This window comes from Pseudophaeobacter flagellatus, assembly GCF_021228235.1.
Lineage (GTDB): Bacteria > Pseudomonadota > Alphaproteobacteria > Rhodobacterales > Rhodobacteraceae > Pseudophaeobacter > Pseudophaeobacter flagellatus.
On sequence record NZ_JAJQRG010000002.1, the window covers coordinates 388,610 to 407,236 of the forward strand.

General features: G+C 58.9%; 16 protein-coding genes and 1 tRNA gene. 9 read left to right on the forward strand and 8 right to left on the reverse strand.

Annotated features, from left to right (window positions below):
* Nucleotides 1-10 precede the first annotated feature (10 nt).
* Both petB and LRK71_RS05375 read left to right on the forward strand, forming a co-directional pair.
* Nucleotides 11-1,342, forward strand: a complete 1,332-nt coding sequence (gene petB / locus LRK71_RS05370) for a cytochrome b (protein WP_232401633.1) — start codon at nt 11-13, stop codon at nt 1,340-1,342.
* A 19-nt stretch (nt 1,343-1,361) separates the two neighbouring features.
* Complete coding sequence (locus LRK71_RS05375; RefSeq protein ID WP_232401636.1) at nt 1,362-2,153, forward strand: cytochrome c1; 792 nt, start codon at nt 1,362-1,364, stop codon at nt 2,151-2,153.
* A gap of 156 nt (nt 2,154-2,309) precedes the next feature.
* Here LRK71_RS05375 and mtaB read toward each other — a convergent pair whose 3' ends face one another.
* The gene (mtaB, locus tag LRK71_RS05380; RefSeq protein ID WP_232401637.1) at nt 2,310-3,566 is read right to left on the reverse strand and encodes a tRNA (N(6)-L-threonylcarbamoyladenosine(37)-C(2))-methylthiotransferase MtaB; all 1,257 of its coding nucleotides are present in this window, start codon (nt 3,564-3,566) and stop codon (nt 2,310-2,312) included.
* Between the two features lies 1 nt (nt 3,567).
* Nucleotides 3,568-4,407 (reverse strand): diaminopimelate epimerase, encoded by an 840-nt coding sequence (gene dapF, locus LRK71_RS05385; RefSeq protein WP_232401639.1) that lies wholly within the window; start codon nt 4,405-4,407, stop codon nt 3,568-3,570.
* A gap of 186 nt (nt 4,408-4,593) precedes the next feature.
* Here dapF and LRK71_RS05390 point away from each other — a divergent pair.
* A tRNA-Lys gene (locus LRK71_RS05390) sits at nt 4,594-4,669 on the forward strand.
* 127 nt (nt 4,670-4,796) lie between these two features.
* Here the strand turns inward: LRK71_RS05390 and LRK71_RS05395 are convergent.
* On the reverse strand, nt 4,797-5,510 hold the full coding sequence (locus LRK71_RS05395) for a substrate-binding periplasmic protein (RefSeq protein WP_232401641.1): 714 nt from the start codon (nt 5,508-5,510) through the stop codon (nt 4,797-4,799).
* A gap of 169 nt (nt 5,511-5,679) precedes the next feature.
* Complete coding sequence (locus LRK71_RS05400; RefSeq protein WP_232401643.1) at nt 5,680-6,321, reverse strand: 3'-5' exonuclease; 642 nt, start codon at nt 6,319-6,321, stop codon at nt 5,680-5,682.
* 245 nt (nt 6,322-6,566) lie between these two features.
* Here LRK71_RS05400 and LRK71_RS05405 point away from each other — a divergent pair, with 245 nt between their 5' ends.
* Both LRK71_RS05405 and LRK71_RS05410 read left to right on the forward strand, forming a co-directional pair.
* Entirely contained in the window at nt 6,567-8,756 is a 2,190-nt protein-coding gene (locus LRK71_RS05405) for a thiamine pyrophosphate-dependent enzyme (RefSeq protein ID WP_232401645.1), read from the forward strand.
* Nucleotides 8,753-9,787, forward strand: a complete 1,035-nt coding sequence (locus LRK71_RS05410; RefSeq protein ID WP_232401647.1) for an ACP S-malonyltransferase — start codon at nt 8,753-8,755, stop codon at nt 9,785-9,787. The genes LRK71_RS05405 and LRK71_RS05410 overlap by 4 nt, the downstream gene beginning before the upstream one ends.
* 92 nt (nt 9,788-9,879) lie before the next feature.
* Here the strand turns inward: LRK71_RS05410 and LRK71_RS05415 are convergent, their stop codons facing one another.
* The 3 genes from LRK71_RS05415 to LRK71_RS05425 form a co-directional block, all read right to left on the reverse strand.
* The gene (locus LRK71_RS05415) at nt 9,880-11,601 is read right to left on the reverse strand and encodes a DUF427 domain-containing protein (RefSeq protein ID WP_232401649.1); all 1,722 of its coding nucleotides are present in this window, start codon (nt 11,599-11,601) and stop codon (nt 9,880-9,882) included.
* A gap of 284 nt (nt 11,602-11,885) precedes the next feature.
* Nucleotides 11,886-12,587: a winged helix-turn-helix domain-containing protein gene (locus LRK71_RS05420; RefSeq protein ID WP_232401651.1), complete on the reverse strand. Its 702-nt coding sequence runs from the start codon at nt 12,585-12,587 to the stop codon at nt 11,886-11,888.
* Nucleotides 12,559-12,852 (reverse strand): hypothetical protein, encoded by a 294-nt coding sequence (locus tag LRK71_RS05425; protein ID WP_232401653.1) that lies wholly within the window; start codon nt 12,850-12,852, stop codon nt 12,559-12,561. Before LRK71_RS05425 ends, LRK71_RS05420 begins: the two co-directional genes overlap by 29 nt.
* 187 nt (nt 12,853-13,039) lie before the next feature.
* Between LRK71_RS05425 and LRK71_RS05430 the strand changes: the two genes are divergently transcribed.
* The 4 genes from LRK71_RS05430 (at nt 13,040) to LRK71_RS05445 (ending at nt 17,099) form a co-directional block, all read left to right on the forward strand.
* Entirely contained in the window at nt 13,040-13,516 is a 477-nt protein-coding gene (locus LRK71_RS05430) for a hypothetical protein (RefSeq protein WP_232401656.1), read from the forward strand.
* 153 nt (nt 13,517-13,669) lie between these two features.
* On the forward strand, nt 13,670-14,287 hold the full coding sequence (gene rnhB, locus LRK71_RS05435; protein WP_232401658.1) for a ribonuclease HII: 618 nt from the start codon (nt 13,670-13,672) through the stop codon (nt 14,285-14,287).
* Nucleotides 14,288-14,399: 112 nt separating this feature from the next.
* On the forward strand, nt 14,400-15,503 hold the full coding sequence (locus LRK71_RS05440; protein ID WP_232401979.1) for a site-specific DNA-methyltransferase: 1,104 nt from the start codon (nt 14,400-14,402) through the stop codon (nt 15,501-15,503).
* A gap of 207 nt (nt 15,504-15,710) precedes the next feature.
* A complete protein-coding gene (locus tag LRK71_RS05445) occupies nt 15,711-17,099 on the forward strand; it encodes an adenylate/guanylate cyclase domain-containing protein (protein ID WP_232401660.1) in 1,389 nt (462 codons plus the stop codon).
* A gap of 337 nt (nt 17,100-17,436) precedes the next feature.
* Here the strand turns inward: LRK71_RS05445 and LRK71_RS05450 are convergent, their stop codons facing one another.
* The gene (locus LRK71_RS05450; RefSeq protein WP_232401662.1) at nt 17,437-18,585 is read right to left on the reverse strand and encodes an alkane 1-monooxygenase; all 1,149 of its coding nucleotides are present in this window, start codon (nt 18,583-18,585) and stop codon (nt 17,437-17,439) included.
* Nucleotides 18,586-18,627: the final 42 nt, after the last annotated feature.

An 18,627-nucleotide genomic window follows, 5' to 3' on the forward strand; every position in this document is an offset into this window, starting at 1 on the left:
GAGACGCCAAATGTCCGGTATTCCGCACGACCATTACGAACCAAAGACGGGCGCAGAAAAGTGGCTGCATAGCCGCCTGCCCATCGTCGGCCTGGTTTATGACACCATCATGATCCCCACCCCGAAGAACCTGAACTGGTGGTGGATCTGGGGCATTGTGCTGGCCTTCTGCCTGGTACTGCAAATTGTAACCGGCATTGTGCTGGTGATGCACTACACCCCCCATGCCGATATGGCCTTTGCCTCCGTTGAGCACATCATGCGCGACGTGAATGGTGGCCATATGTTGCGCTATGTGCACGCGAACGGCGCCTCGCTGTTCTTTGTCGCCGTCTATATCCACATCTTCCGCGGCCTTTTCTATGGCTCTTACAAGGCCCCGCGTGAGATCACCTGGATTATCGGCATGATCATCTACCTGCTGATGATGGCCACTGGTTTCATGGGCTACGTTCTGCCCTGGGGGCAGATGTCCTTCTGGGGTGCGACCGTGATCACTGGCCTGTTCGGCGCGATTCCCTTTGTTGGCGACGCGCTGCAGACCTTCCTGCTGGGCGGGCCTGCGGTGGACAACGCCACGCTGAACCGCTTCTTCTCGCTGCACTATCTGCTGCCCTTTGTCATCGCGGCGCTGGTTGTGGTCCATATCTGGGCCTTCCATACCACTGGCAACAACAACCCAACCGGGGTTGATGTGCGCAAGGGGTCGAAAGCGGAAGCCGAGAAAGACACCCTGCCGTTCTGGCCCTATTTTGTGATCAAGGATTTCCTCGGCCTGGCCGTGGTTCTGGTGATCTTCTGGGCTATTGTCGGCTTTATGCCAAACTACCTGGGCCACCCCGATAACTATCTCGAGGCAAACCCGCTGGTGACCCCGTCGCATATCGTTCCTGAATGGTACTTCCTGCCCTTCTACGCGATCCTGCGGGCCTTCACTTCGGAAGTCTGGGTTGTGCAGATTGCCTCCTTTGTGACCGGTGGCATTGTCGACGCCAAGTTCTTTGGGGTTCTGGCGATGTTTGGTGCGATTGCCGTGATGGCGCTGGTGCCTTGGCTGGATACCAGCCGCGTGCGCTCCGGTCGCTATCGTCCGATGTTCAAGTGGTGGTTCTACCTGCTGGTCTTTGACTTCTTTGCCCTGATGTGGCTGGGCGCGATGCCTGCGGAAGAGCCCTATGCCTCTTTCTCACTGATCGCATCGGCCTACTGGTTCGGCTACTTCCTGGTGATCCTGCCGATCCTGGGTGTCATCGAGAAGCCACTGGCAGAGCCTGCTACAATCGAAGAAGATTTCGACGCCCACTATGGCGAGAAATCCGACGCAGCCACTCCTGCCGAGTAACTGAGAAGGACAGCTACCAATGTTGAAGAAACTCGCAATCGGTGCCGCCTTCGCTGTTGCCCTTGCCCCTGTCGCATCCCATGCGGCAGGCGGAAGCGGCCACGTCGAGGACTTTCAGTTCTCGTTCGAAGGACCATTCGGCGCCTATGATCAAAACCAGCTGCAGCGCGGCCTACAAATCTACACCGAGGTCTGTTCTGCCTGCCACGGGCTGAAATTCGTGCCGCTGCGCACCTTGGCGGATGAGGGCGGCCCAGCGCTGCCCGAGGACCAGGTCCGCGCCTATGCTGCCGATAATTTCTCGGTCTATGACGCGGAACTAGATGAAGATCGTCCAGCAAAGCCGATTGACCATTTTCCGGCCAATACCGCCGCTGGCGCCCCTGACCTGAGCCTGATGGCAAAGGCACGGGCCGGTTTCCATGGTCCCTATGGATCCGGTATCAACCAGCTGTTCAAAGGCATTGGCGGCGCGGAATATATCGCGTCATTGCTGCACGGCTATACCGGCGAAGAAAAGGAAGAGGCGGGGACGCTCTTTTATGAAAACACTGCCTTCCCTGGCGGCTGGATTTCAATGGCACCGCCCCTGTTTGATGAGCAGGTCGAATTCGCCGATGGGCATGAAAATAATGTCGAGGCGATGGCGCAGGACGTTGCGGCCTTCCTGATGTGGACAGCTGAACCCAAGATGATGGCGCGCAAGCAGGCCGGATTCGTTGGCGTGCTGATTCTGACTGTCTTGTCGGTTCTGCTCTATCTGACCAACAAGAAGCTCTGGGCACCGCATAAGAATAAGAAAACCGCCTGATAGGCTGGTTTAAGATTAGGAAAGGCCCCTGCAAGATAATTTGCAGGGGCCTTTTGTTTGGCCGGGCGGCAGGCGGGCGCAGGGGCGCCGCCCCTCTGGGCGTGAACGCCCATTCACCCCGAGGTATTTTTGGCAAGATGAAAGGCTTTGCGGGCGTCAGGCGGTGAGCCGGGAGCCGTCGATGCCAAGAATGCGGGCGGAGATGATATTGCCTTCGGTTTGGGGGGTGGCGAATTTCACCTCGGTGAATTGTTCGGTGCGGCCCAAATGGGGATTTTCCATCAGCACCTGGTGTGATCTGCCGACCTGGCTGGCAAGGTGGCGGGCCACCTGGGTCTCTCCGGCGGTGCGCAGGCGGGCGGCGCGGGATTTGATGGTATTGCCATTGACCTGATTGGGGATCCTAGCCGCTGGGGTGCCGTCGCGTTTTGAATAGGGGAAGACATGCAGCCAGGTGAGGTTGCAGTCTGTAACCAGCTTCAGAGAGTTTTCAAAATGCGTTTCGGTTTCTGTTGGAAAGCCGGCGATGATATCGGCGCCAAAGGTCATTTCGGGGCGCAGGCGATGTGCGTCTTCGCAAAAGCGGATGGCGTCGTCGCGCAGATGACGCCGGGCCATGCGTTTGAGGATCAGATCGTCGCCGTGCTGTAGCGACAGATGCAGGTGCGGCATCAGCCTCGGTTCAGTGGCGATGGCCTGCATCAGGTTGTCATCGACCTCAATCGAATCGATCGAGGAGATCCGCAGGCGCGGCAGATCGGGGACCAGTTTCAGGATACGCATCACCAGATCGCCGAGTTTTGGCGTGGCGGGCAGATCGGCGCCCCAGCTGGTGAGATCAACGCCAGTCAACACAACCTCGTTGTAGCCCTTATCCACCAGCCGTTTGATCTGGTCCACCACAACGCCAGCCGGGACCGAGCGGGAGTTGCCGCGGCCATAGGGAATGATGCAGAAGGTGCAGCGGTGGTCGCAGCCGTTTTGCACCTGTACATAGGCGCGGCTACGGGTGCCAAAGCCGTCAATCAAATGGCCGGCGGTTTCAGTCACCGACATGATGTCATCGACCTGGACCTTTTCGGTTTCGCCAATGAAATCAGCGGCCATACCTGCCCAGGTTTCCGGCTGCATCTTTTCGGTATTGCCCAGGACGGTGTCGACCTCTGCCATCTGGGCAAAGGTTTCCGGTTCGGTCTGGGCGGCGCAGCCGGTGACCACGATGCGGGCCTCTGGGTTGTCGCGGCGCAGGCGGCGGATTTCCTGGCGCGATTTTCGCACCGCTTCCGCCGTCACCGCGCAGGTATTGACCACAACCAGATTGTCGAGACCGGCATGCTGGGACAGCTCTTTCATCGCTTCGGTTTCATAGGCGTTGAGGCGGCAGCCCAGGGTGGTGAACTTGGGTGCGGACATGTCAGAGGCTTTCGAGAAAGGCGGTGGTGAAGCTGCCGGTAAAGACATGCATGGTGGGGCCGGTCATCCAGACACCATCATCGCGCCAGTCGATCCAGAGGCGGCCGCCATCCAGATCAACCTGCACCCTGCGCCCTGTCAGGCCAAGGCGATGCGCGGCCACGGCGGTTGCGCAGGACGAGGAGCCAGAGGCCAGGGTGACGCCAACGCCACGCTCCCAGACGCGCATGCGGATGTGATCGGGGCCGACCACATGGGCGACCTGCACGTTGGTACGTTGTGGGTACAGCGGGTGGTGTTCATAGCGTGGGCCAAATTCGGCCAGCGGAATCAAATCGGCGTCTTCGACAAAGAAGGTGCAATGCGGATTGCCCATGCCAGTGGCGGTTGGGCTGCCTTCGATGGGGAGTTCGAGAGTATCCATCGCTTCTGTCAGGGGGATTTCATCCCAGGCAAGCTGCGGCAGGCCCATATTGACCGATGTCAGCCCATCGCCGGCATCGCGGGCAAAGAGATCACCGCGATCGGTGGTCAGATGCAGGCTATCCTTGCCCGTTTCATCCATCAGATGGCGGGCGATGCAGCGGGTGGCATTGCCACAGGCCGCCGAAGTCGAGCCATCAGCGTTATAAAAGGTGAGATGCGCATCGCCGGTGCCCTGTTCAATCAGCGCCAACTGATCAAAGCCGACTCCAAACTGGCGGTGGGCGATTCCCCTGGCCAGAGCCGGGGTGATCGCCAGCTTTCGCGCGCGCGCATCAACAACGACAAAATCATTGCCAAGCCCATGCATCTTCATGAAGGGAAATTGGGGATCTGAATACATACTCATACCGGGCATATAGACCTGCGATGAAAATGAATCCAGTCTGTGACGTATAAAGTTCAAAAAAGGGCTTGACCCCTTACCCTGCTAACCGTAGACAGCCGCCAATCGAGACGGCAAGAACGATACGGACTTGTCAGACGATAGCAAATTAAGTGCTTGATCACCTTAGAAAAAGCACTTAAGCAGCGATTATAAAGTGGGCCGTTAGCTCAGCTGGTAGAGCAACTGACTTTTAATCAGTAGGTCGATGGTTCGAACCCATCACGGCTCACCACTTTATCAAAGCCTTAGGCGGAAACGCCTGAGGCTTTCTCATTTTCAGCCATGGATTTTGCGCAAATCTCAAAGTCGAAAGGGCCCAGACGAATCCGGGCCCCTTGTAGGACAGTGTGTCGCCTGCGTTAAAATGCGGCGTTGAATTTATCCCGCAGATTGCGGCCCGCTTCTGAGTTTTCAAAGCAGATATGCAACCCGTGCTCGGCCAGCGGCTGGGCGTTGAATTCCAATTGGCTTGCAAGCGCTGGCATGGTGGCAAGCAGATGCGCCATGACTTCACGGTCAATCACGGCGGCATCAATGCGGCCTGCACCAAGCTTTTTGAGATTTGCCTCATCCGAGGCCACCTCCTCGGTTTTGATTTCCCGATTGGCGACCATGGTGTCGAAACGCTCTTCGTTCAGGTAGCCCGCGACAACGCCGATGGAATATTCGGTCAGGTCAGCATGGTCAGACCAACTGATCGGAGCATCGATACGCTGGACAAAGCCAACCGGACTGGTCCCGAACGAATTGGAAAACAAGCAGCGTTCGCCACCTTTGTCAGCATCATCGGTCGCGGAGTAGTATTCGGGGTACACGCCAAGCCATGCCGGATCCTTGGCGGCCAGATTGACGGCTCGGTTCCAGGGGAAAACCCGTACTGTTGCTTCGATACCTGCACCTTTCAGGATCTCAACAACCCGGTCCGTGCTGGTGCCGGACCCGTCTGCATTCACATAAGGGGGCCATTCCAATGTGGTGAGCTGCACCGGGTCGGCCATAGCCTGGGTGGCCAGAAGCGAGGCGCTGCACGCAATTGTTGCCGCCAGTGAGCATGTTATTCTACCAAGGTTCATTCTTGTCTCCGCAATTTGTCGCCCGGGTTGGGGGTTAGCATTTGCAAAGGATATGTGCGGAAAACGAGCGCGGAGTTAATGCAGCCCGGTTGATCGTCAAAAATGAACTTCAAATTAGAGGCAAGATCGACAGCGTTGACGCTTTGGACCGTGGACCAGGCACGGCGCCTTATGGTTTTGTTAGCGGCAGGTTGAACTGGGCTCTGCGCGCGGTGCCGCTGATCTGGTCAAAACTCTGCCCCAGACGCGCCTCTGCCAAGAGCACGATCTGGGCTGCGGCGCGGGCGTCTTCCTCGGCGTCGTGATGGTAAAAAGACAGCCCCAGTTCCTGCTTTAGGTTGGCCAGCCCATGGCCGCCATTGCCCTTGAACTCGGGCCAGGCCTTGCGGGCGATTCGAACGCTATCGCTCCAGCTGAGGTCGGCATTGGGCAGGCGATAGGCGCGGCAGGCAGCGTCCAACGCCCTGCTGTCAAAGCTGCTGTGTTGCACCAAGTGGTGCAGTTGCAGCAGCGGCTTCAGGCGTTGCCAGGCCTCTGGAAAGCAGGGCGCAGAGGTCACCGTCTGTGCGTCAATACCGTGCAGTTCGGTGTTGAAGGGGGAAAAGCTCTGCTCGGGGTTCACATAGGTGCTATAGGTCACGATCTGGCTGCTGGCGGTGACACAGGCTAGCCCAATCTGGCAAATGCTGGCACTGTCACGGCTGGCGGTTTCCACATCCAGCGCGATAAACCTAAAGGTCCCGTTTGGCAGCGATCCGCCGTGCTTGCGGTCAGGCGATCCAGGGCGAGAGGTCGGTTGGGCGTGGGGCATCGTGGTCCTTGGCTGCGATATTGCACGGATATAGCAGGACTACGCGATCTTGCGGCAAAAAGATATTGTCCCACGCCCCGCTTTGGCCCCTGCTGCCGTCGTTCTGCTGCGGGGGTGCATTGCGCAATTGCCTGGTTTGCGCTGGCTTATTCATGCCAAAATTGCATGTGTTGGGCGAATATTGTCATTGGAAGTCATGGCTGTTCTCGCTGATAACGGGCACAGATATGACAAAAGGATAGCCAATGGACCGCGCTCAGATCGTGCATCAGAACTTTTTGGACCGGGTTGGCGCCGGGCAACTGCCGCAGGGCGCCGCGCCGACCGGTGATCTGCCAGCAGAGCAGGCCGTGGGTATCTACCGCGCCCAGGTGCTGAGCCGGGCGCTGGATATCACCAGCCGGTCGATGCAAAAGGCGGGGCAGGGGTTTTATACCATCGGCTCGTCGGGGCACGAGGGTATGGCGGCTGTGGCGAGGGCGCTGCGCCCGGATGATATGGCCTTTCTGCATTACCGCGATGCTGCCTTTCAGATTGCCCGTGCCGATCAGGTGCCCGGGCAGCGCATCGCCTGGGACATGCTTTTGTCCTTTGCCTGTTCTTCTGAAGATCCTACCTCGGGTGGGCGGCACAAGGTGTTGGGATCAAAGGCGCTGATGATCCCGCCGCAGACCTCAACCATCGCCAGCCACCTGCCCAAGGCGGTAGGTGCCGCCTATTCCATCGGGGCAGCCAAACGCCATGCGCCCGAGCATAAGATCATGCGCGACGACAGCATTGTCATGTGCTCCTTTGGCGATGCCTCGGCCAATCACTCCACTGCGCAGGGGGCGATCAACACGGCGGGTTGGACTTCGGTGCAATCAACGCCGCTGCCGCTGTTGTTTGTCTGCGAGGACAACGGTATCGGCATTTCGACCAAGACACCCCGGGGCTGGATCGAGACCTCAATGCGGGCCCGCCCAGGTATCAAATACTTCAAGGCGGACGGGCTGGATATCTACGCGGCCCATGCCGTGGCACAAGAGGCCGCCGACTATGTGCGCCGCCGCAAGAAACCCGCTTTTCTGCATCTGCGGACTGTGCGGCTTTATGGCCATGCAGGGGCAGATGTGCCGACGACCTATTTGCCCAAGGCCGAGGTGGAGGCGGATGAGGCCAATGATCCGCTGCTGCATTCGGTGCGCCTGTTGGAACAGTCCGGTGCCCTGGGCCGCGCCAAGGCGTTGGAGATCTACACTGATACCTGCGCGCGGGTGGAGCGCATCCGCGCCGAGGTGGTGACACGTCCACATCTGAAAACCGGTGCGGATGTCGCAGCCAGTCTTATCCCGCCTGCGCGGGCCTGCGCCGCCAGCAATGGCCCCAGCGAGGAGGTCCGCGCCAAGGTCTTTGGCAGTGATATGCGGGCGATGGATGACCCCCAGCCGATGTCACGGCTGATCAACTGGGCGCTGACCGATCTGATGCTTGAACATGGTGAAATCGTGATGATGGGCGAAGACGTCGGCCGCAAGGGCGGCGTCTACGGGGTGACGCAGAAACTGCATCAGCGCTTTGGCCCGGATCGGATGATCGACACGCTGCTGGACGAACAGTCGATTCTGGGGTTGGCCATTGGCATGGGGCACAATGGTTTTGTGCCGATGCCGGAAATTCAGTTCCTGGCCTATCTGCACAATGCCGAGGATCAGCTGCGCGGCGAAGCGGCAACCCTGCCGTTTTTCTCTAACGGGCAGTTCAGCAACCCCATGGTGCTGCGCATTGCCGGCCTTGGCTATCAAAAGGGATTTGGTGGCCATTTCCACAACGACAACTCGCTGGCGGTGTTGCGTGATATTCCGGGGATCGTGATTGCCTGCCCTTCGGATGGGGAAGATGCAGCGAAGATGCTGCGCGAATCTGTGCGTCTGGCGCGTGAGGAACAGCGGGTGGTGGTCTTTGTTGAACCAATCGCGCTTTATCCTATGCGGGATCTGCAGGTGGCCAAGGATGGGGAATGGATGCGGACCTATCCGGCACCGGATCAGCGCATCGCCCTGGGCGATGTCGGCCAGCATGGCGAGGGCACGGATCTTGCCATCGTCACCTATGGCAATGGCCGCTATCTGTCGGCGCAGGCCCAGGCCGAGCTGGAGGCACGCGGCATCAAGACCCGCATCATCGATCTGCGCTGGCTGGCCCCGCTGCCGACACAGGCGCTGATCGCAGCCACCAAAGGTTGCAAACATGTGCTGATCGTCGATGAATGCCGCAGCACCGGCAGCCAGTCCGAGGGGCTGATGGCCCTGTTTTGCGAGCAAGGCGATCGCCCGGCTGCGCGCATCGCGGCGGCGGATTGCTTTATCGCAACCGGACCGGCCTATGCCGCCACGCTGCCGTCCAAAGACAGCATCCTTGCCGCCGCGCTGGATCTGGTAGGAGCAAAGCAATGACCCGTACCGCCGTTTTGATCTGCCCTGGCCGGGGCACCTATAACAAGCCCGAGTTGGGTTATCTGCACCGCCATCACGCCGATAAGGCGGCTCTGTTTGCGGGCTTTGATGCAGCGCGAACCGCATTGGGCCAGGAAGAGGTCACCGCCCTGGATGGGGCGACACGGTTTTCGGTGGGGAAATACTCGCGCGGTGATATCGCTTCACCGCTGATCTATGCCAGCGCTGTGGCGGATGCGCAGGCGCTGGCTGAAGATATCGAGGTGGTTGCGGTCACCGGCAACTCCATGGGCTGGTATATCGCATTGGCCGTTGCTGGCGCGCTGTCGCCGCAGGACGGATTCGCGCTGGTGAACACCATGGGGACCCTGATGCAGGAGCATCTGATTGGTGGTCAGTTGGTCTATCCCTTTACCGGCGATGACTGGCGACCAGATCCGCAGCGCAAGGCAGAGCTATTGGCGCTGGTGGCGCAGATCAACGCCCGCAGGAATCATGTGCTGGCGCTGTCGATTGATCTGGGGGGGATGTTGGTGCTGGCCGGAGATGACGCGGGCCTGGCTGCCTTTGAGGCTGCCGTGCCGCAGATCGCAGATCGCTTCCCGATGCGACTGGCCAATCACGCCGGTTTTCATACCGCGCTACAGGTGCCAGTGGCCGCCGAGGGGCGCAAACAGCTGGACGGGGGAATACTGACGCAGCCCGCAGTGCCGCTGGTGGATGGGCGCGGTGCGATTTGGCAGCCGGGATCCACCGACCTGGCGGCGCTGTGGGACTATACGCTGGGGCATCAGGTGGTCGAACCCTATGACTTCACCCGGGCTGTGCAGACTGCGGCGCTGGAATTTGCCCCGGATCTGTTCATTGTGACAGGCCCCGGCACCACCCTAGGCGGCGCGGTGGCGCAGTCGCTGGTGCATCAGGGCTGGCGCGGGATGCAGGACAAGGCGGCGTTCAAGGCGCATCAGGACGGTGAGCCGCTGTTGATTTCAATGGGCGATGCGGCGCAGCGTGCGCGGGTCACGCCCTAGCATTTGTTGCGCCCGGTCAGCGTGGGGCTCCCGCGCACCGGGAGTATTTTGGCAGGCTAGGACCACTGTCAAACCGCAGATCTGCACCGGATCTATTTGACCGGGCTGGCCGTGTTGTCGGCGCTGTTCGGGGTAATGACCGTGACGGGGACCGGCGGTGGGCCTGCCTGGAGAGTGTCTTGCGGCTTGGCGGTGGGGGCTTTGCGCAGCGGGGCCACAGCGTAGCTCTCGACCGGGGTACTGACATTGTGCAGCTGTAGCGGGCCCAGGGGCGTGGCGTTCTGGCAGGCGCGGGGCAGAGAGTTCTGGCTGACCACGATCTGATGCCCCAGACTTTTGCCATGATTACCCAGGCGGGCGGCGATATTGGCGGCCTGACCTATGACGGTGAAATCCAGTCGCTCTCTCGAGCCGACATTGCCATAGGTTACGGTACCAAAGGCAATGCCGCTGGCGCAGTCAAGCCGAGGCAAGCCATGTTCGGCGGCCAGTTCGGCAATTGCCGGGGTAATGCTGCGGGCGGAGCAGAGTGCCTGGGCGCGGGCCTCTTCGCCATCCGCTTCGGCAGGAAACACCGCCAGCACCGCGTCGCCGATGAACTTCAGCACCTCGCCGCCGTTGTCATGCACAATGGTCGAGGCGGTTTCAAAGAACCCGTTCAGCAGTTTGATATAGTCGCGCCGCCCCAGCTGTTCTTCTAGCAGGGTAGAGCCGCGCAGATCGCAAAACATAATGGCAGCGTCGATCTCATCGCCTTCGCCGCGGCGAATTTGGCCGCCCAGAACCCGTGCGCCGGTGCGCTTGCCGACATAGGTTTCCAAGAGGCTCTGGGCGTTTTCGCGCTGCATGAAGACCTCGTAATAGCGGGCCACCACTGCCGAGCATTCAAATATCAGGCCAAGGTTCGCAGTGGAAAACCCGTCCGGGTGATCCGAGGCAACGGTGAGCACATTGATCCGACCATCGGAGAAGGGCAGCGGCATGGCGACATAGTCGGTGGCCCCGGCGGCGCGCAGATCGCTGAGGATCGGGAAGGCATCCTGCGAGTCTTGGCGGTCGATGCGGTGACGCACGCCGCCCCGGCCCCGCGAGACATGGCGCAGCGGGCTCGCGTGATAAGAGGGGTGTTCATAAATTTCATAACTGGGTGCATAGGTCGTCACCTCATTGGTGGCGCGCTGCCAGATGAAGTTCTTGCCCGCGATCTGCGGATGCAGCGACCAGGCCAGCACCGAGAGCCGCGACAGATGCACCCCCTGCTCCAGCAGTTTTTCCGAAAAGGCCTGGGTGAACTCGGCAGGGGTTGGCAGAAACGCTGCCTCGCGCAGGAGCCAGTCAATCAGCGGGCCAGAGATATTGCCATATTCTGGCGGTGCAATAAGATTTTCGCCCAGGTCGATTTTGGTGCAGGGATCTGAAACAAAGCCGACATGGCCTTCGATCTGCGCCGCCTCTGGCAGGGTATTTTCATAGATCCAAACCGCATTGTCGACCCGGCCGTCTTCCAGCTTCAGGTCATGGTAAAAGGCCGTCCCCTTGAATGGACAAAAGGTTTGAAGCCCCACCTTGTTGGATAGATCCACGGTCAGATCATCCCGCGGAATATAGATTGTGGGCGGCAGCCGGGTTTCATACATCACCCGTGCGCGGGTGCTCTTGGCCAAGAGACAGCCATTGCGCCGCACCTGGACTTCTCCACGCAGGGGTTCGACCAGAATTCCGTATCCACGGTTTTGCAGGCTGCGACGTTGCGGGCCAGAGCCAGAGTTGTGGGGGCCGGAAGCCGGGGGCTGAGGGGGGATGTGCGCGTTCATTAGATCTGTCCTTTTGCCCCGACCGGCGGGGGCCTTTTGGGCCATAGGCGTATGAAAGCCGCCAAGGCCGCTTCCAGAACGGAAGTAGCCTTCTATGTGGGATTTCCGGGTGGAATATCCAGTGCCGAAACAGAGCATCCCTGCACAGCGCATGTGTGAGCCTTGCAGGGCATTGTTTTTCTGCGAAAAACTTCTTTCCCTTCGAGCAGCTTTAATCACCTGCTGGCGTGGCGAGGCTGTGTCTCGCCCCTGGGGGTCGTGGTTTGGAACAGGGCTGCGGGGGATCAGACCATGCGAATGACATCCTTGCTGATCGCCAGCACATAGCCGCGTTTGGCGATATTCTTGACCAAAAGCTCACTGACCATCTGATTGCCCAGAGTGTCGCGTAACCGCTTGATCCGGGTGGCGCCGGCCGCTTCTTCGCACTCGCTGCTGTGGCGGCCGGAAATCACCGCCTCTATCTCGGCACCTGACAGCACATCGTCATCCATGCGGGCCTCGGCCAGGGCCGAGAGGGTCTCCATCGCGGCGGGGGTCAGTTTGAAGCCCATGCTGTTGAGGTAGACGGTATGCTCTTCGCGGCTGATCAGCAGTTCGGTAACCTGAATGCCAGAGCGTTCGATCTGGGCCATGCGGCGGTTCAGCAGCACCAGCATGGCGAGTACCACCAGGGCCACGATCATCATCGCGGTGGCAAAGAGCAGCAGCACAAAGATCACCATCCGGTAGCTGGCCAGCGTATCGGCAAAGGCGGTGCCTGACTGAGCGAGGATTTCAAGCAGCTTGATTTCGGCCTGGCTGGTCAGGTCGTTTTCTACAAAGAGCTGTTCAACCCGCGCGTTAAAGGCATTGCCATCGGGCAGCGTCAGCAACAGGACCGTGCCGGCAAGCGCCAGCAATGCGGCAATCAACGCGATACCAAAGGCGATAATGCGGCTGCCCGCCATGCGGGCCTCAGAAACGGAGAAAATAGGGTCCGGCATTGGCCTTCCTTTGCTGCAGTCCTTCGGGGCCAAAGACCGTCATCACATTCAACAGGGTCCAGCCGGCAGGCGCGATGCGGGCCTGAATTTCGTCCTTTGCATCGGCTTTGCGACAGGTGCCCTGGATCTGGATCACACCGTAATGCAGTTTCAGCGGATTGTTCTGCTTGGCCTTGTAATCGGCGTAGCAATCGGCGGCCAAGACTGGCGTGGAAAGCGCCAAGATGGCCATGCTTATCAGCGGTATAGCAAGGGAATGTTTCATGTCCTCACCCTGCGCCGAACCCTGCCGACATTCAATAACAACAAGCGTTTGGGGCTATGGTTATCGGATAGCAGGGGGGTGTTATTGCCTGTCTGACGCCCTGGGGGGAGGCTGGGTTCATAGGATTTTGAGCGCAAGACAGCCGCGTTCAACAGTGACCCCAATAGCTCTAAGAGGATATGATCCGATGACACAGCGCATGCAGCCCAAACAGCACCGTAAATTTATCGCCCTGATTCTGGCGGCGTCCCTGGCGATCACCGGGATATCTTCGACTCCGGTTCAGGCGGGCAATGACGTTGGCAAAGTGGTGGCCGGCCTGGCGGTTCTGGGCATTCTTGGCGCCGCCCTGCACGATCATAACACCCGTGATCGCCGCCGCGAGACGGTGACCCGCCCCCATCGCCCCCATCGGGACCCCGTGACCCGGCCGCTGCCGCCGCGTGTGGGCCGCTATGATCTGCCCGCGCAATGCGTAAAGTATTTCCCCCGGTTCAAGAACGGTCGCTCGCTGGTGGCGCAGAACTGCCTGCGCCGGAACTATGGTCGGGTGAAATCCCTGCCGCGCTCTTGCAAAGTTACCTTCTGGAATGGCCGCAAGAACCGTTCTGCCTATAAGCCGCGCTGCCTGAAACAGCATGGCTATCGCCTGGTCAATCGCTAAGGGTAATCGCCTCGGCCCGGCTGACAGACCAGCGCAGACCGGAGGGGGTTTTGCCCCCTCTTTTTTGCGACAAGTTTGCGACGCCAGCCTGAGAAGCGGCAAAAAACGCGTCCCTGGCTTGCGAATCTGTCTGGACTTGGGTCTGACAGCGGCATGGAACAGCCAGATACCAGCCTAGAGAGTGCCGCCCAGAGCAAGGGCTATGTCAGAATCGCCGGTGTGGACGAAGTTGGCCGGGGGCCACTGGCCGGGCCGGTCACCGCAGCCGCCGTTGTTTTGGATATGACCTGCCTGCCGCCGGGTCTGAATGATTCCAAGAAGTTAAGCGCCAAAAAACGCGCCGCCCTAGCCGCGCTGCTGGTGGACTGCGCCGAGGTTTCGGTGGCCGAGGCCAGCGTTGAAGAGATAGACCAGCTGAACATTTTGCGCGCCTCGCATCTGGCGATGGAACGGGCCGTGGCAGGCCTGTCGCCTGCGCCGGATTATCTGCTGATCGACGGCAATCTGATCCCCAAAGATCTGGAAATTCCAGCCGAAGCAGTGGTCAAGGGCGATGGCAAATCAGTCTCGATTGCGGCGGCCTCTATTGTGGCCAAAGAGGCTCGCGATTTGCTCATGGTGGATTTGGCGCAACAGTTTCCGGGATATGGCTGGGAGAAGAATGCCGGATATCCATCAAAGCAACACCGTGACGCCCTGGTTGAATTGGGCGTAACACCACATCATCGTCGATCTTTCAAACCAGTACACAAGATATTGTATCAAGAGTGAACCGTATTGCGCTGATCTAAAAAACAAATTGACCTCGAATCCCGGATAACTCATCCTGTGGATAACCAAAATGAGCGCAAAAATGCGCCGGATGGTTATTGAGGCAGAGCAAATGAACAAAACCATGACGAAGGGCGCCGCGACGCTCCCTCTAAACACGATTCTGGATGGTGACTGCATCGACGTGATGGCAGGGCTTCCGTCCAATTCGGTGGATCTTATTTTTGCGGATCCCCCCTATAATCTTCAACTGAAAAACCAGCTGCACCGCCCCGACAACAGCAAGGTCGACGCGGTGGATGACCACTGGGACCAGTTTTCCAGCTTTGCAGCCTATGATGATTTCACCAGCCGCTGGCTGCATGAAGCCCGTCGGCTTCTGAAGCCAAACGGCTCTATTTGGGTGATCGGATCCTACCACAACATCTTCCGCGTCGGCACAGCGATGCAGGATGAAGGGTTCTGGATTCTGAACGATGTCGTCTGGCGTAAATCCAACCCGATGCCGAACTTCCGTGGCAAACGCTACACCAACGCGCATGAGACGATGATCTGGGCGTCAAAGGCCGAAGGCGGCAAATATACCTTTAATTATGAGGCCTTGAAGTCCCTGAACGAGGGCATTCAGATGCGCTCGGATTGGGTGCTGCCGATCTGTACCGGTCATGAGCGGCTGAAGGATGAGAACGGCGAAAAGGCGCATCCTACGCAAAAACCCGAATCGCTGCTGCATCGTATCCTGGTGGGATCTACTAACCCCGGTGATGTGGTGTTGGACCCCTTCTTTGGCACAGGTACAACCGGCGCCGTGGCCAAGATGCTGGGACGTGAATTCATCGGTATCGAGCAAGAGGATTCCTATCGCAAGGTGGCCGAAGCACGCATCGCATCGGTGCGCAAATTCGACCGCGAGGCACTGCAGGTTTCGACCAGCAAACGCGCCGAGCCGCGGGTGCCTTTTGGCCAGCTGGTGGAACGTGGCATGCTGCGCCCCGGAGATGAGCTTTATTCGATGAACCGACGCCACAAGGCCAAGGTGCGTGCCGATGGCACACTGATTGGCGACAATGTCAAAGGCTCGATCCATCAGGTTGGTGCTCATCTGGAAAACGCGCCCTCCTGCAATGGCTGGACCTATTGGTGTTTTAAACGTGATGGCCAAACTGTGCCTATCGACGTGCTGCGCCAGCAAATCCGGGCTGAAATGCAGAACTAGACCTCGGCCTTCAGGGCTCTGGCCAGTTCCGGCGCAGGCTTTCACGACATTATCAAGTTAACCAACGGTCCCTGTGCTGTGACACAGGTGCCGCACCTTGCCCCGCCCTCTGGCGGGGCTTTTTTGGTTTCCGGGGCCGAAGCAGTAAAAGGGGGTGTATGCCATGGGCAGAGTGCCTATTTAGGATGCAGAAATAGGGACCGCCTGATGACTGATGCTACCATGACTCCGCCTGCGCCGAAACTTCGCAATATTGTGCAGGAAGAAGAGAGCAGCCAGGCCGCCGAGTCGCAATATACCCTGGCGGCCCTGGAAAAGCACAAGCGAGAGGGGCTGGAACTGGCAGTCAAAGCGCGTTGGATCGCCATGGCCATCTTTGCGGTCTTTTTGCTCTGGGTACATCCGCACTTTGAGGTCATCTACTATATTGGGATCTTGGCGCTGCTCTGCGTCAACGGCTGGTTCATACGGCGTATCGGTCGGGTTGGTCGCTCTCGGATGGAGCTGCTCCTGATCTTTATTGATCTGTTTCTGATGACCCTTGGCATGGTTGGCCCCAATCCGTTGAACATGGATATGCTGCCGCTGGCGATGCAGTACAGGTTTGACAATTTCATCTACTTCTTTGTCATTCTGGCGCTGGGCACCATGGCCTATTCTTGGCGTACGGTGATTGCCATTGGCATCTGGACACTGGTGATGTGGATGTCTGCCCTGGCCCTGGCCTGGTGGTTTGCCAGCCCGGTTCCCGGCCTGAGCGAGGCCGCCGCCGCCGCCTTTGGAGAGGGCAGCTCATTGGCTGAGACCCTTGATCCCAACAGCTATGCGGTGCCGATACGGGCCCAAGAGGTCATCGTCTTTCTAATCGTTGCCATCACGTTGGCCATTTCTGCCCGCCGGACCAATACGCTTTTGCTGAGCAACGCCGGGCTAGAGCGCGAGCGTGCCAACCTTTCGCGTTATTTCTCGCCGAATGTGGTGGAAGAGTTGTCGCAGAACGATGAGCCGTTGAAGCAGGAGCGCATTCAAAATGTGGCGGTTTTGTTCATTGATATTGTCGGTTTCACCCGGCTTGCCGCCGGGCGTGACCCGCATCAGGTGATTGTGCTGCTGCGGGAGTTCCATGCCCGGATGGAGCGCGAAGTCTTTCGCCACAATGGTACCCTGGACAAATACCTGGGCGACGGTCTGATGGCGACTTTTGGCACCCCCTCTGCCGGTAAGCGTGATGCCAGCAATGCGCTGGATTGCGCGCTTGCCATGCAAGACTCTCTGGCCCAGTGGAACCGCGAACGCCGACGTTTGGGCGAGCCGGAAATCACGGCTGGGATTGGCATCCATTTTGGCGAAACCCTGCTGGGGGATATCGGGCTGAACCGGCTGGAATATGCGGTGATCGGCACGGCTGTGAATGTCGCCGCCCGCCTTGAAGAGATGACCCGCCGCCTGCAGACCCCGATTGTCATGAGCGAAGATCTGCGTTTGCAGGCCGAACAGGAAACGCCGGGCCGCGAACTGAGCGAGGGCTTTGCCTGTTACCCGGAGCAGGAAGTGCGCGGTCTGGATGCACCGATAAAAGTCTGGGCCAAGCGCTAAGACCCTAGCCTGAATCGACGCTCGGGATGGTATGATTCTTACACATCCTTAGGATGCATGTTATGTGAAGTACCCCTTGATGATATGGGGGAATTGAAGAATATCGACATTAATTCAGGTATTTGTGGAAATAACCCTGGATTGTGCCTGTCTTGTTAAGCTTTTGAAAAGTCTCAGGTGAGAGAGTGTCCATGTTGCTACGCGGTTTTGGGGTCGTCCGTCCAAGATTCCCCTATCCGCGCCTCGTGAGAGATCTTGCCAGGTCTCGCCCAAAAAGCGCTGACAGCTATTAGGGGCAGTCAGCGCTTTTTGTATTTTTTCATATTGCACGCTTGAATTACGCTCTCGTCCCTGCGCGCGGCATGGGCGTTTTTGCCTTGTTATAGGCGCTCCACTCGGTGATTTCGGGGTAATACATCTGGCGCCAGCGCCGCACCTTGGGATTCATGATCCGGCGCCACAGCGGTGGACACATCGCCAATACTGTCATCACCGGATAGCCAAAGGGCAATTGCGGGGCCTCGGCCTGGGTATAATTCTGCAACAGGGGAAAGCGGCGATCCGGGCGATAGTGGTGATCGGAGTGGCGCTGCAGGTTGATCAGCAACCAGTTTGAGGCCCGATGCGCCGCATTCCAGGAATGATGCGGTCGCACATGTTCATATTTCCCGTCGCCCAGATGTTTGCGGGTCAGCCCGTAGTGTTCCACATAGTTCACCAGCTCCAGCTGCCAGATGGCGATGCCCGCCTGCACCAGGAACAGCAGGACCCCACCGCCCCCGCCCAGCAGCGCGGCCAGCAGCAGCATCGCCAGTTGCAGCGCCCAGTAGCGAAAGAAGGGGTTCCTGGCATCGCTCCAGGGACGGTCTTTTCTGGCCAGTTTTTCCCGTTCTGCCCGAAAGGCAGAGCGCCAGCATTGCCGCAAGACGCGCGGAAAATAGCGATGAAACCCTTCGTTATAGCGCGCAGTGACCGGATCACGTGGGGTGCCGACATAGCGATGATGAACCAGCAGGTGTTCTGACCGGAAATGTGAGTAAAGCACCATGGCCAACAAGAGATCCGCCAGAATGCGCTCCAGTCGGCTGCGTTGGTGCATCAGCTCGTGGCTGTAGTTGATGCCAATGGTGCCGGTGACAACCCCGACGCCAAAGAAGACGCCAAACTTCTCCAGCCCCGACAGGTGGCTGCTGTGGGTGACATACCAGATCAGCCCAAAGAGGCAGGCAAATTGTAGCGGGACCCATGCTGTGGTGAGCCAGCGATACCAGCGCAGATCGTCTTCGTCCGTCATCGGGTCGGCGTTTTCGAGATTCAGGCCAAAAAAACCATCCAGCACAGCAAAGAGATACCATGTGACCAGCGGTGGCAGCAGGATCGTCCAGCCGCCAAACAGCGCTGCCAGCCATATCAGCGGCAGCAACAGCATGGAGAGCCAGAAAGGCAAGGCGGATTGCCAGCGTGTCAGGCGGTTAGCAGCGATCATCAAGGGGTCTCCGGATTGGGTAGCGTCCAAAGGCTTGGCAGC